General features: G+C 68.9%; 12 protein-coding genes. 6 read left to right on the top strand and 6 right to left on the bottom strand.

The genetic code is table 11. The annotated features are described in order from the left end of the window. Nucleotides 1–10 precede the first annotated feature (10 nt). On the bottom strand, nucleotides 11–2,146 hold the full coding sequence (tkt, locus tag EV652_RS18670) for a transketolase (protein WP_242001883.1): 2,136 nt from the start codon (nucleotides 2,144–2,146) through the stop codon (nucleotides 11–13). A 434-nt stretch (nucleotides 2,147–2,580) separates the two neighbouring features. On the opposite strand from tkt, the gene EV652_RS18675 reads away from it, so the two are divergent. Next, nucleotides 2,581–3,495, top strand: coding sequence for a heme o synthase (locus EV652_RS18675; protein WP_242001884.1), 915 nt, complete (start codon nucleotides 2,581–2,583; stop codon nucleotides 3,493–3,495). Nucleotides 3,496–3,724: 229 nt separating this feature from the next. On the opposite strand, the gene EV652_RS18680 is transcribed toward EV652_RS18675, so the two are convergent. Further along, nucleotides 3,725–4,987, bottom strand: coding sequence for a glycosyltransferase (locus tag EV652_RS18680; protein WP_158441187.1), 1,263 nt, complete (start codon nucleotides 4,985–4,987; stop codon nucleotides 3,725–3,727). Nucleotides 4,988–5,027: 40 nt separating this feature from the next. Continuing rightward, the gene (locus tag EV652_RS44645) at nucleotides 5,028–5,279 is read right to left on the bottom strand and encodes a helix-turn-helix domain-containing protein (protein WP_199238262.1); all 252 of its coding nucleotides are present in this window, start codon (nucleotides 5,277–5,279) and stop codon (nucleotides 5,028–5,030) included. A gap of 176 nt (nucleotides 5,280–5,455) precedes the next feature. On the opposite strand from EV652_RS44645, the gene EV652_RS18690 reads away from it, so the two are divergent. Continuing rightward, on the top strand, nucleotides 5,456–6,568 hold the full coding sequence (locus EV652_RS18690; RefSeq protein WP_199238263.1) for a ScyD/ScyE family protein: 1,113 nt from the start codon (nucleotides 5,456–5,458) through the stop codon (nucleotides 6,566–6,568). Between the two features lie 54 nt (nucleotides 6,569–6,622). On the opposite strand, the gene EV652_RS18695 is transcribed toward EV652_RS18690, so the two are convergent. The 3 genes from EV652_RS18695 to EV652_RS18705 form a co-directional block, all read right to left on the bottom strand. Beyond that, the gene (locus tag EV652_RS18695) at nucleotides 6,623–7,549 is read right to left on the bottom strand and encodes a COX15/CtaA family protein (RefSeq protein WP_132210768.1); all 927 of its coding nucleotides are present in this window, start codon (nucleotides 7,547–7,549) and stop codon (nucleotides 6,623–6,625) included. A 28-nt stretch (nucleotides 7,550–7,577) separates the two neighbouring features. Then, on the bottom strand, nucleotides 7,578–8,288 hold the full coding sequence (locus EV652_RS18700; protein WP_439649066.1) for an ABC transporter permease: 711 nt from the start codon (nucleotides 8,286–8,288) through the stop codon (nucleotides 7,578–7,580). A gap of 145 nt (nucleotides 8,289–8,433) precedes the next feature. After that, entirely contained in the window at nucleotides 8,434–9,159 is a 726-nt protein-coding gene (locus EV652_RS18705; protein ID WP_242001850.1) for an ABC transporter ATP-binding protein, read from the bottom strand. Nucleotides 9,160–9,346: 187 nt separating this feature from the next. Here EV652_RS18705 and EV652_RS18710 point away from each other — a divergent pair, with 187 nt between their 5' ends. Genes EV652_RS18710 through EV652_RS18725 form a run of 4 tightly spaced genes read left to right on the top strand, consistent with a single transcriptional unit; the run spans nucleotide 9,347 to nucleotide 12,994 of the window. Next, nucleotides 9,347–10,027, top strand: a complete 681-nt coding sequence (locus EV652_RS18710; RefSeq protein ID WP_132210770.1) for a helix-turn-helix transcriptional regulator — start codon at nucleotides 9,347–9,349, stop codon at nucleotides 10,025–10,027. Then, the gene (gene sufB, locus EV652_RS18715; protein WP_132210436.1) at nucleotides 10,024–11,436 is read left to right on the top strand and encodes a Fe-S cluster assembly protein SufB; all 1,413 of its coding nucleotides are present in this window, start codon (nucleotides 10,024–10,026) and stop codon (nucleotides 11,434–11,436) included. Before EV652_RS18710 ends, sufB begins: the two co-directional genes overlap by 4 nt. Beyond that, nucleotides 11,436–12,659: a Fe-S cluster assembly protein SufD gene (gene sufD, locus EV652_RS18720; protein WP_132210437.1), complete on the top strand. Its 1,224-nt coding sequence runs from the start codon at nucleotides 11,436–11,438 to the stop codon at nucleotides 12,657–12,659. Before sufB ends, sufD begins: the two co-directional genes overlap by 1 nt. Beyond that, nucleotides 12,656–12,994: a non-heme iron oxygenase ferredoxin subunit gene (locus EV652_RS18725; RefSeq protein ID WP_132210438.1), complete on the top strand. Its 339-nt coding sequence runs from the start codon at nucleotides 12,656–12,658 to the stop codon at nucleotides 12,992–12,994. Before sufD ends, EV652_RS18725 begins: the two co-directional genes overlap by 4 nt. Nucleotides 12,995–13,012 lie beyond the last annotated feature (18 nt).

Genomic DNA, 13,012 nt, shown 5'->3' on the forward strand with positions numbered 1-13,012 from the left:
TGTGGTGGTGTCAGTTGCGCTCGTTGGTGGCGTCGGCGTTCGGGTCGGCGCTCACCGCCGGGTCGTCGCCGGGGCCGATACCGCCGGCCGGGCGACGCCCTGCCGGTACCCCGGATCCGCCGAGTTCCGCGGCGGCGGCGATGCTGTCTTTGGCGGCCTGGACGACGGCGGCCGCGGTGATGCCGAACTCGTCGTACAGGACCTTGTAGTCGGCGGAGGCGCCGTAGTGCTCGAGGCTCACACTGCGACCGGCGTCACCGACGATCTCGCGCCAGCCCAACGCGATCCCGGCCTCGACCGAGACCCGCGCCCGGAGCTGCGGCGGAATCACCGAGTCGCGGTAGGCGTCGTCCTGCTCGTCGAACCACTCGCGCGACACCATCGACACGACCCGGGCCTTGATGCCCTCGTCCGCCAGGGTGTTGCGGGCCTCGACGGCCAGTTGCAGCTCGGAGCCGGTGCCGATCAGCACAACGTCCGGCGTGCCGTCGGTGTCGAGCAGCGTGTAGCCGCCCTTCTTCACGTTCTCCGTGCCGGCGAAGCCGTCGGTCCCGCGTGGGAAGACCGGCACGTTCTGCCGGGTCAGCGCCAGACCGGCCGGGCGGTCGGTGTGCTCGAGGATCGCGGCCCACGCGGCCGCCGTCTCGTTCGCGTCACCAGGCCGTACGACGTCCAGGCCCGGGATGGCCCGCAGTGCCGCCAGGTGCTCGATCGGCTGGTGGGTCGGACCGTCCTCGCCGAGGCCGATCGAGTCGTGCGTCCACACGTAGGTGACCGGCAGCTTCATCAGCGCGGCCAGCCGGACCGCCGGGCGCATGTAGTCGCTGAAGACCAGGAACGTGCCGCCGTACGGGCGGGTGCCGCCGTGCAGCGCGATGCCGTTGAGGACCGAGCCCATGGCGTGCTCGCGGATGCCGAAGTGCAGGACGCGGCCGTACTCGTCGCCCTGGAACTCCTTGGTGGAGAACTCGGCCGGGATGAAGGACGGCTGGCCCTTCGGGGTGGTGTTGTTCGAACCGGCGAGGTCGGCCGAACCGCCCCAGAGCTCGGGCAGCTCGGGCGCGAGCTTGGTCAGCACCTCGCCGGAGGCCGCCCGGGTCGCGACGCCCTTGGCATCCGCGTCCCAGCTCGGCAGCACATCCGCCCAGCCGGCCGGCAGGTCACGCTCGGCCAGCCGCGCGAACAGTGCGGCCCGCTCGGGCGATGCGGCCTTCCAGGCCTCGAACCCGGTGGTCCACTCGTCCTCGAGTGCCTTGCCGCGCTCCAGCGCCTGGCGGGTGTGCGCGATCACGTCGTCGGCGACCTGGAACGACTGCTCCGGGTCCCAGCCGAGCACCTTCTTGGTCGCGGCCACCTCCTCGGCGCCGAGCGCGGAGCCGTGGATCTTGCCGGTGTTCTGCTTGTTGGGGGCCGGCCAGCCGATGATCGTGTGCAGCCGGATGAAGCTCGGCTTGTCGGTGACCGCCTTGGCTGCCTCGAGGGCGTCGTACAGGGCCTGGACGTCCTCCTCGTAGCCGGTGCCGCCGTTGGTCCAGTCGACGTCCTGGACGTGCCAGCCGTACGCCTCGTAGCGGGCTGCCACGTCCTCGGAGAAGGCGATGTCGGTGTCGTCCTCGATCGAGATCTTGTTGGCGTCGTAGAGCAGCGTGAGGTTGCCGAGCTTCTGGTGGCCGGCCAACGAGGACGCCTCGGCCGAGACGCCTTCCTCCAGGTCGCCGTCGGAGGCGATCACGTAGATCTGGTGGTCGAACAGGCTCTCGCCCTTCGCCGTCTCCGGGTCGAACAGACCGCGCTCACGGCGGGCCGCCATCGCCATGCCGACCGCGTTGCCAACACCCTGGCCGAGGGGGCCGGTGGTGGTCTCGACACCCTTGGTGTGACCGTGCTCCGGGTGGCCCGGGGTCAGGCTGCCCCAGGTGCGCAGCGCCTTCAGGTCGTCCAGCTCCAGGCCGAAACCGGCCAGGTACAGCTGGATGTACAGGGTGAGGCTGGAGTGACCGGCCGACAGCACGAACCGGTCGCGTCCGGCCCAGGTCGGGTCGGCGGGGTTGTGCCGCATCACCTTCTGGAACAGCAGGTACGCCGCCGGCGCCAGGCTCATCGCCGTACCGGGGTGGCCGTTGCCGACCTTCTCGACCGCGTCCATCGCGAGCACCCGCACGGTGTCGACCGCGCGCTGGTCGAGCTCGGTCCATTCAAGCTTGGGGCTGGTCTTCTCCGTCACGCCGGCGGCGCTCCTCTCGATGGCTGCGAAAACTCCGTCTGGTCAGCGTCGAGGGGATCGCTCCGCGACCTACCGGCCGGTCACGATCGCGCCCCCGCGCGTCACCGTGAGCGAGCCTACTCGCCCGGGCGTCGGCGCCTTCCATAGAGTCGGAACCCGGACGCCATGGTGCTTGTTCCCGACGTCTCCCAGGTCACACCGATGACTCGCCCAGGGGGGTGGCAAGACCCTCCTACGAGGCGTCGTAGACTGTCGAACCGTCAGCGCCGGGACTCCGGCGTCAACCCACTGAGTTCGAGGTGTTCGTGACGGCCGTCGACCCGCGTCCAGCCGCGACGACGTCGTACCCGACGCCGCTGCCGGACGGCGAAGCTGTTCTGAGTCCGTCGGTGCGCGACGTGGTGAAGGCGTACGTCGGTCTGACCAAGCCACGCATCATCGAGCTGCTGCTGATCACCACGGTGCCGGTGATGTTCCTGGCCGCCGGGGGAGTGCCTGCCCTGGGAGTCGTCGCCGCCACACTGGTCGGTGGAATTCTCGCCGCAGGCAGCGCGAACACGATCAACTGTGTGCTCGACCGCGACATCGACGAGCAGATGCGTCGCACCCGCCGCCGCCCGTTGCCGCGGCACGCGGTCAGCCCGAAGTCGGCGACCATCTTCGGCATCGTCCTCGGCATCCTGGCCACGATCGAGCTCGGCCTGCTGGTGAACTGGCTGTCGTCGATCCTGGCGCTCGCGGCGAACGCCTTCTACGTGTTCGGCTACACGATGGTGCTGAAGCGCCGGACCGTGCAGAACATCGTCTGGGGCGGGATCGCGGGCTGTTTCCCGACGCTGATCGGCTGGACCGCGGTGACCAACGAGCTGGCCTGGACGCCGTTCGTGCTGTTCCTGGTCGTCTTCTTCTGGACGCCGCCGCACACGTGGGCGCTGGCGATGCGCTACCGCGAGGACTACGCGTCGGTCGACGTACCGATGCTACCTGTGGTCGCGACTCCGGTGGCCACTGCCCGGCAGATCATGGCGTACTCCGTGGTCATGGTGATCACCTCGATCGCGCTCTGGCCGGTCGCCGACACCGGCTTCGTCTACCCGCTGGCCGCGATCGCCCTGGGCATCGTCTTCCTGCGCGAGGCCCGCGCGTTGCTGCTCCGGGCCCACACCGGCGCCGAGGGTGCGGCACTGCGGCCGATGCGCCTGTTCCACTTCTCCAACATCTACTTGGCGCTGCTGTTCATCGCCGCAGCCATCGACCCACTCCTGCGCTGAGCATTTGCTCGGCGTGCACACCTGTTCCGCAAGCGGTCCGCAGCGGCGCGGAAGGCTGCCACGCCCTGCACATTTCCACGCCTGCGGGTTTCGCCGAACTGATCGCCCGCACCGGTACGCCGGTCCAGTTGGCCACCCCGGAGACGGAGCTCGACATGGAGCTCTTCATGGCGGTGACGACCGAGCTGGGCGACGTCGTCCTCGGCCCTCCCGGGATGCTCCCGTCGGACTACGCCAAGGCCTGATGCTCGATCAGGTCGGCCGCTCGGGTGGCGCCGTCCTCGGGCTCGACGATCGCGGCGAAGGTCCGGGCCCGGGTGAGGTAGCCCTCGGCCAGGACCTCGGCCAGCGCGCGGGTCAGGCGGCCGCGGGTAAGGGAGCGATAGGGGAACGTCGTACCCAGGCCGGTCTGGGTCAGGCGCCAGCCCCAGAAGGGCTGGTCGAGGAACACGCTGACCACAACCGACGGGATCCCGGCCCGGGTGACGGCGGCGGTGGTTCCGGAGCCGCCGTGATGGACGGCCGCCGCACAGCGGGGCAGGACCTGCTGGTGGTCGAGGTGCTCATCCACCAGGTACAGCGTCTCCGGCAGTTCCTCGCGGCGTACGCCGTACCGAGTCCAGCCCGCCCCGATCAGGCCCCGTACGCCGAGCTCCTGGGTGACTGCGATCAGGTCATCGACCAGCGCTCGGGGGTTCAGGACCGGCATGCTGCCGAACCCGAAGTACACCGGCGGCGATCCGGAATCCAGCCAGTCCTCCAGCCCGGCCGGGACGATCGTCTCGCCGAGCCGGGCACGCAGGTCCGCATCCGGCAGGGCGGGACCGACGAGATGTTGCCCCGAGCCCCAATCGTCAGGGCGAGGGACGAGCTGTGGACTGACGACGTGCAACGACGGGATCGCCTCGAGGGCGGGACGGCTGCTCAGCCGTTCGGCACCGAGCTGGTCACAGAGGTGGTCGACGCTGGGCCTGCTCTGCCGCCACAGCAGGTCGTGGAAGACCTTGAAACTCAGGCGGTTCGCCCATCCGGCGCGCAAGTCACGGACCGGACTGGCCAGGCTTGCCCACTGACCGGTCGGGGTCAGCGGCGCGCAGTACAGATTCATCGCCGGCGTCCCGATGGTCTCGTGCACTGCGGCTCCGCGCAGTGCCATCCCCAGCGTCGAGACGATCACATCGGCATCCGTCGTGGTCTCGACGACCGCCTTGGCGATGGATTCGTCGGCCCGCCGTTCGTCGGCCGTCACCCGTCGTACCAGGGTGGAGATCCGGCCCTTGGCCAGAATCTCGCGGGCCTCGTCCGACTGCAGGAAGCGGCCGACGTCGAGGTCCGACGCGGTCACCTTCAGGCCGGACCGCGTGGCCCAGTCGGCCAGGTCGGCGTTCACGCAGAGGTTGACAGAGTGACCGCGCCGGTCCAGTACGGCGCCGATCGCCAGCGCCGGCTGGATGTCACCACGGGTGCCATGGGCAAGGAATGCGACCTTCATGCGGTCAGCTTCGCGTCGCCACCGCACCGGACGCATTGCCTCAGCGTGCCGGGCTGTTGACTCCCAGCGCACTGTAGGCGGCCCGGAACTCGGCTGGGGGCAGGCCGTAGGCACCCTTGAAGGCTCGGTTGAAGTGGGCCGGGTTGGTCAGACCCCAGCGGACGCCGATGGCGGCGACCGGCCTGTCGGCGAGGGCCGGGTCGAGGAGATCCCGGCGGCGCGGTCCGTCCGCCACGACATCGTTCCAGTAGGCCGTCCGCGTGCGTACCGGTTCCGCGACGGCCTTCAGCACGGTCCGCTTTTCGCCAGTCTGTTCAGGTTCTGCTGATCGGGCAATGGGGTTTGCCGTCTGTGGTGGCGTCGTGGCGGTGAGTTCACCCGTTGACCTAACCGTGATCTGATGGTCCGATGACAGGGTCTGTGGAGGGGGTTCCACGCCTGGGGAGGCACAGATGCAGGGGGTTCGCAGTGGGGGTACGAACACGTATAGCCGCGGTCGCAGCGCTGGCACTCGCCGGATCCGTGCTGGTGGCAGCACCGGCCGACGCGGGGAGCAAGAAGTACGGCACCACGGTCAAACCAGTGGTTTCCGGCCTGGTCAGTCCACGCGGTGTCGCCACGTTCGGCGGCAAGATCATCTACAGCGTCGGCGACGGCTCGGTCTACGAGGCGTGGGCGCACAACGGCAAGGTCATCCGCAAACTCGGCCAGGTGCCGGGTGGATTCGCACCGGCGATCGACACCAACAAGTGGGGCGTCACCTACGCCCTGACCGGCGCCGGTGGCGAGCCGGGCCAGCCGCTGCCACCGGGCAGCGCGACGCTCTACAAGCTGCGCCCGGGCAAGGCGCCGCTGGCGATCGCGGACATCGGCAAGTACCAGCTGAAGGATCCGGATCCGGACAACCAGCAGGACGGCCCGCCGACGGAGTCCAACCCGTTCGGTGTCGCCGCGCTCAAGGACGGCACGGTCCTGGTGGCCGACGCGGCCGGCAACGACCTGCTCCGGGTCTGGCCGAACGGCCACATCAAGACGGTCGCCCGGCTGAAGCCGCGCACGGTCAAGGTTCCCTCGGGGCTGGGACCGGAAGCACCTCCGGCCGGAACCAAGATGCTGGCCGAGGCTGTCGCCACATCGGTGACGGTCGGCTCGGACGGCTACTGGTACGTCGGTGAGCTCCGCGGCTTCCCGGCGACGCCAGGAACGTCGCAGATCTGGCGGATCAAGCCCGGCTCGTACAACGCGGTCTGTGACCCGGCCAAGCCGTACAAGGGCAAGTGCACCCGGTACGCCGACGGCTACACGTCGATCGTCGACCTGGCCGGTGGCCCGAAGCGCACCCTCGCGGTCGTCGAGCTGGCGAAGGTCAGCTGGTTCCAGTGGGAGCTGGGCGGCTCGGCAGTTGGTTCGCTCTACCTCCAGTACCCGGGCAAGTGGCACAAGGCCGGGTACAAGAAGGAGCTTGCCCCAGGCAAGCTGATCCTTCCGGGCGGTACGGCGATCAGCAGTCGAGGCAAGGTCTACGTCTCGTCGCCGCTCTTCGGCCCAGGAGCTGTGTACCAGGTAGTGGCGAAACGCTGAGAGCAACCCGGGGCGTCAGGTCTACTCACCGGGCCTGGCGCCCTGGGTCTTCGGCTAGGTGGCCGGCGTCCCGCGTTCGCCGTACACAGCGGTCACGAGGGCGATCAGCACCGCGGCGAAGAACATGTGGATGAGCACCAGGACCCACGGGAGTCCGGTGAAGTACTGCGTGAAGCCCACAACGCCCTGCAGTAGCTCCATCGCCAGCAACCACGCGGCCAACTTCCGCAGCGTCCGTGAGGTCGCCGTCACCCGGGTCGCGATCACCAACGCGATCGTGATCCCCAGGAGGCCGAACACGACGTCCGCGTGGAGCTGGCTGATCAGCGTCTCGTCGAACCCGTTCCGCCCGGTGTCCGGATCACCGGAATGCGGCCCGGCGCCGGTCACCAACGTGCCGAGGGCAACGGCCAGCCAGACCGCCACCACACACGCGGTCGCGAGGGCGCGAACCACCGGGGGAGTGTGCGGGTAGGGACTCGTCCGGGACCGCCGCATCATCGAGACGGTCAAGGTGATGATCACCGGCGAGACCAGGAAGTGTGCCGAGACGATCCACGGGTTCAGCCCGGTCAGCACGCTGACACCGCCGATCACCGCCTGCAGCGGGACACCGAGCGCGGCAGCCGTCGCCAGCCGGCGCAGGTCCTTGCGCACCGGGCGGTACCGCATCACCGCCAGCCAGGTGCCGATCGCGATCACCGCGACCACGAAGCCGAGCGTGCGGTTGCCGAACTCGATCGCGCCGTGCATGCCGAGCGCACTGTGCGGCACGTACGACTCGTCGGTGCACTGCGGCCAGGTCGGGCAGCCGAGGCCGGAGCCGGTCAGCCGGACCAGTCCACCGGTCACCACGATGCCGATGTTCGCCACCACCGACGCCCAGCCCCAGCGCCGTACGACGTCCAGGCTCGGCTCCGGCACCAGTCGCCAGAATCCGGTGACTGGTGCGGTCTCTTGAGGTGGGGTCTCGGTGCTCATCACCGGCACACTCTAAAGAAGCGCTCGCTCAGTCCCACCGGAAGGTCCGGGAGACCAGGTATCCGAGGACCCCCGCCCACAACGCCAGCGACAGCGCTGCGGCCCAGGGGATGACACCCTCGATGGTCGAGTTCGCCAGGCCGTTGGCCAGCGCAGCACTCGGCAGGACGCGGACAACGCCCTGGATGCCCTCGGGGTATTCGTCGACCGGCGTGAGCACAGCACCGCCGACCAAAAGCAGCAGATACAACAGGTTCGCCGCGGCCAGCGTCGCCTCTGCCCGCAGTACGCCGGCCATCAGCAGACCGAGCGAAGCGAAGGCAGCCGTCCCACACAGCACCATCAGCATCACACCGAACACGGCATCGAACCCGCCGGTCGGGTTCCAACCGAGCGCGAAGCCAGTCCCGATCAGTACGGCGAGCTGGATCACCTGCACCACCAGCACCGCACCGATCTTCCCGGCCAGCAGTCCGGTCCGAGACAGGGGAGAAGCGCCCAGCCGTTTGATCACGCCGTACCGCCGCTCGAAGCCGGTCGCGATCGCTAATGACGTGAACGACGATGACAACACGGCCAGCGCGAGCACACGAGGCACCGCGTCGTCGATGGCGGCCCCATCGCCCAGCGGCAGCCGGTTGCCGAGCCCAGTGCCGCCCAGCAGGAGGAGGAGACCCAGCGGGATCACGAGGGCCAGCAACAGTTGCTCACCGTTGCGGATCAGCAGCCTGAACTCCATCCGCGCATGCGCCAACACTTTCCGTGGCCAGGGCGCACTGCCCGGCCGCGGGGCGTACGTCGAACTCATCCACGTCCTCGCTTCGCTCCGGGCGCGGATGAGGCACTAAATACGCTGTGCCTGATGATGAACTCGCTCCGCTCGTTCACTTGTGCTCCCGACGCGGAGGTGCGGTCAAGGCCAGGTAGACATCCTCGAGCGACTTGGTGCCGTGCTCGGTCAGGGTGTCCGGGGTGCCGGAGGCGATCACCTTGCCGGCGGACACCACGTGGACCTGATCCGACAGTTGCTCGGCTTCGTCCATCGCGTGGGTGGTGAGTACGACGGTCACTCCGTCGTCCCGCAGATCGCGGATCAGTTGCCAGATCTCGCGCCGGCCGTGCGGGTCCAGCCCCGTCGTCGGCTCGTCCAGGAACGCGATCTCCGGCCGGCCCACGATCGCCAGCGCGAACGAGAGCCGCTGCTTCTGGCCGCCGGACAGCCGCCGGTACGGCGTCCGGCCGCAGGTCCCGAGGTCGAGACGCTCGGCCAGGGCCGGGATGTCCAAGGGGTGGGTGTGCAGGCTGGCGACGTACCGGAGCATCTCGAGGGCCCGGACGCCGGACCAGGCGCCGCCTTCCTGCAGCATCACGCCGATCCGCGGCATCAGTTCGTCGTGGTCGGCGATCGGGTCCAGTCCGAGCACCCGGACCCGTCCGGATTCCGGCCGGCGGAAGCCCTCACAGCTCTCCACGGTGGTGGTCTTGCCCGCCCCGTTGGGGCCGAGCACGGACGTCACCGTGCCGCCGGTTACGGTGAGACTGAGACCGTCGACCGCGGCTTTCTCGCCGTACCGCACGACGAGGTTGTCGATCTCCACCGCGACTGGCACAACGGCAGCATAGAGAACGGGTGAACGTGACGTCGCTCACGCCCGGTCTTCACAGCCCGCGTGACCGCCCGAACCGGTTAGGGGACCCTTATTTGAAGGGTCTGGTGAATTACGCGACACTGATGTTGTGAAAACTCCTGCGACGAACGGACCGGTGCCCGCGGGCGCCTCCGCTGTTGCTGGAATCATGCGGGACGAGTCGACCCGGGACCGGGTTGCCCGATCGATCCTGACCAACGGTCCGTCCAGCGCCGCGGTGCTCGCGGAGCGCTTGGAGCTGACCCCGGCAGCGGTCCGTCGGCACCTCGACCATCTGCTCGACGAGGGCCTGGTCGAGGCCCGCGAGGAGCGGGTCTACGGTCCCCGTGGCCGCGGCCGCCCCGCAAAGGTCTTCGTGCTGACCGACACCGGCCGGCACGCTTTCCACCAGGCGTACGACGACCTGGCGGCCACCGCACTGCGGTTCATCGCCGAAGCCGGCGGTGACGAGGCGGTCGCGGAGTTCGCCCGGCGCCGGGTCGCCGAGGTGGAGCAGCGGTACCGGGGGCTGGTCGACGCGGCCCCCGAGAGTGACAAGGCGGAGGCGCTCGCCCAGGCCCTCACCACGGACGGCTATGCCGCCTCCACGGCGAAGGCCGCGCACGGAGAGCAGCTCTGCCAGCACCACTGCCCGGTCGCGCACGTGGCCGAGCAGTTCCCCCAACTGTGCGAGGCCGAGACCGAGGTGTTCGCCCGGTTGCTCGGCAAGCACGTCCAGAGACTGGCCACCATCGCCCACGGCGACGGTGTCTGCACGACACACATCCCCGGCCCCCAACCGGTTACTGCCCCTGTATCCGACGGCGAATCTGCGAGGACTGCACGATGACGCAAACCGCTCACCCCGAACTGGAAGGCCTCGGCAACTACCAGTACGGCTGGGCCGACTCCGACGCCGCCGGCGCGGTCGCTCAGCGCGGCCTCAGCGCCGACGTGGTGCGGGGGATCTCCGCCCTCAAGAACGAGCCGGAGTGGATGCTCGACCTGCGGCTGAAGGGTCTGAAGCTCTTCGACCGCAAGCCGATGCCGTCATGGGGTGCGGACCTGTCCGGGATCGACTTCGACAACATCAAGTACTTCGTCCGGTCGACCGAGAAGCAGGCGACCAGCTGGGAAGAGCTGCCCGAGGACATCAAGAACACCTACGACAAGCTCGGCATCCCGGAGGCGGAGAAGCAGCGCCTGGTCGCCGGTGTCGCGGCGCAGTACGAATCCGAGGTCGTCTACCACCAGATCCGCGAGGACCTGGAGGCCCAGGGCGTCATCTTCCTGGACACCGACACCGGTCTGCGCGAGCACCCGGAGCTCTTCAAGGAGTACTTCGGCTCCGTCATCCCGGTTGGCGACAACAAGTTCGCCTCGCTGAACACCTCGGTCTGGTCCGGCGGATCGTTCATCTACGTGCCCAAGGGCGTCAAGGTGGACATCCCGCTGCAGGCCTACTTCCGGATCAACACCGAGAACATGGGCCAGTTCGAGCGGACCCTGATCATCGTCGACGAGGACGCCTACGTGCACTACGTCGAGGGCTGTACGGCGCCGATCTACAAGTCGGACTCGCTGCACTCCGCGGTGGTCGAGATCATCGTGAAGAAGGGCGCCCGCTGCCGCTACACGACGATCCAGAACTGGTCGAACAACGTCTACAACCTGGTCACCAAGCGCGCCACCTGTGAGGCCGGCGCGACGATGGAGTGGATCGACGGCAACATCGGTTCCAAGGTGACGATGAAGTACCCGGCCGTCTACCTGATGGGTGAGCACGCCAAGGGCGAGACCCTGTCGGTCGCGTTCGCGGGCGAGGGCCAGCACCAGGACGCCGGCTCGAAGATGGTGCACAACGCGCCGTACACCTCCAGCTCGATCGTGTCGAAGTCCGTGGCCCGCGGTGGCGGCCGGACGTCGTACCGGGGCCTGGTCGAGGTGGCGCCGGGGTCGCACCACAGCAAGTCCACGGTGCGCTGTGACGCGCTGCTGGTCGACACCATCAGCCGTTCGGACACCTACCCGTACGTCGACGTCCGCGAGGACGACGTGGCGATGGGGCACGAGGCGACCGTGTCCAAGGTCAGTGACGACCAGCTCTTCTACCTGATGAGCCGGGGCATGGCCGAGGACGAGGCGATGGCGATGATCGTCCGCGGCTTCATCGAGCCGATCGCCCGCGAGCTCCCGATGGAGTACGCGCTGGAACTGAACCGACTGATCGAGCTGCAGATGGAAGGGGCCGTCGGCTGATGTCCGCCACTGAAACCCTTGTTGCCACCGGTAACAAGGCGCACTCCCACGGGCCGGGGTCCCCGGTACCGCTGCAGGCCCGCAGTGAGCGGCCGACGTCGTACGACGTGGCCGACTTCGCGGTGCCGCACGGTCGCGAGGAGGAGTGGCGCTTCACCCCGGTCAAGGCGCTCAAGGCGCTGTTCGCCGACGAGGCCGGCACCGAGACCCCGAAGATCGACGCGTCCGGCCCGGACGGTGTCGTGTTCGAGACTGTCGCGGCCGACTCGCTGAAGGTGGGCACGCCGCAGGACCGCGCCGCCGCCGTCGCCTGGACCCACGCGGCCGAGGCGCTCGCGGTGCGGATCCCGGTCGAGGCCGAGCTGACCGAGCCGGTGCACGTGAACGTCGCCAGCCTCGGCGCCCGCGGCTTCACCCACCTGATCGTGGACGCCGCCCGGCACAGCCGCTCGATCGTGATCATCGATCACACCGGCGCCGGCGAGCTGGGCAGCAACGTCGAGATCGTCGTCGGTGACGGCGCCGACCTGCGGGTCGTCTCGATCCAGCAGGCCGACCACGAGTCGATCCACCTGGCCCAGCACGACGCGCTGGTCGGCCGGGACGCCCGGCTGCACCACGTCGTGGTCACCCTCGGCGGCAAGGTCGTCCGCGTCTCGACCAACGTCCGGTACGCCGGTCCCGGCGGCGACGCCGAGCTGGTCGGGGTCTACTTCGCCGAGACCGGTCAGCACCACGAGAACCGGCTGTTCGTCGACCACGAGGCGACGCAGTGCAAGAGCAACGTGCTCTACAAGGGTGCGCTGGCCGGTGACCACGCCCGCTCGGTGTGGATCGGCGATGTGCTGATCCGGGCCGCGGCCGAGGGCACCGACACCTTCGAGCTGAACCGGAACCTGGTGCTCACCGACGGCGCCCGCGCCGACTCGGTGCCGAACCTGGAGATCGAGACCGGCGAGATCGAGGGCGCCGGGCATGCTTCGGCGACCGGCCGGTTCGACGACGAGCAGCTGTTCTACCTGCAGGCCCGCGGTATCCCCGAGGATGCGGCCCGGCGGCTGGTCGTGTCCGGCTTCTTCAACGACATCATCGGCAAGATCGGCGTCCCCGAGGTGGCCGAACACCTGCACGACGTGATCGAGGAGAAGCTGGCCCGGACGGCCGAGTTGAGTGCTGCGGCGGCGAAGGCCACCGGGCAGAGCACGGCGGTCGCGGGTCAGTGAGCGACAGCTTCGAGCGCGCCTGCGCCGTCACCGACGTACCGGACGAAGGAGTCGTCCCGGTGGAGGTCGGCGGTGTCGAGGTCGCGGTCGTGAAGAGCGGGGGGCAGTTCTTCGCGGTGCGGGACGAGTGCTCGCACGCGCAGATCCAGCTGTCCGAGGGTGAGGTCGGCGAGTGCGAGATCGAGTGCTGGCTGCACGGATCCCGTTTCGACCTGCGCACCGGTGAGCCGACCAGCCTGCCCGCGTACGACCCGGTGCCGGTGTATCCGGTCCGGCTGGACGGCGACGATCTGATGGTCGACGTCAAGAACCCCCTGAATCAGGCATCCCTGTAAAGCGACGGAGATAGAAAA

It is taken from the genome of Kribbella steppae (assembly GCF_004342025.1).
Classification (GTDB): Bacteria; Actinomycetota; Actinomycetes; order Propionibacteriales; family Kribbellaceae; genus Kribbella; species Kribbella steppae.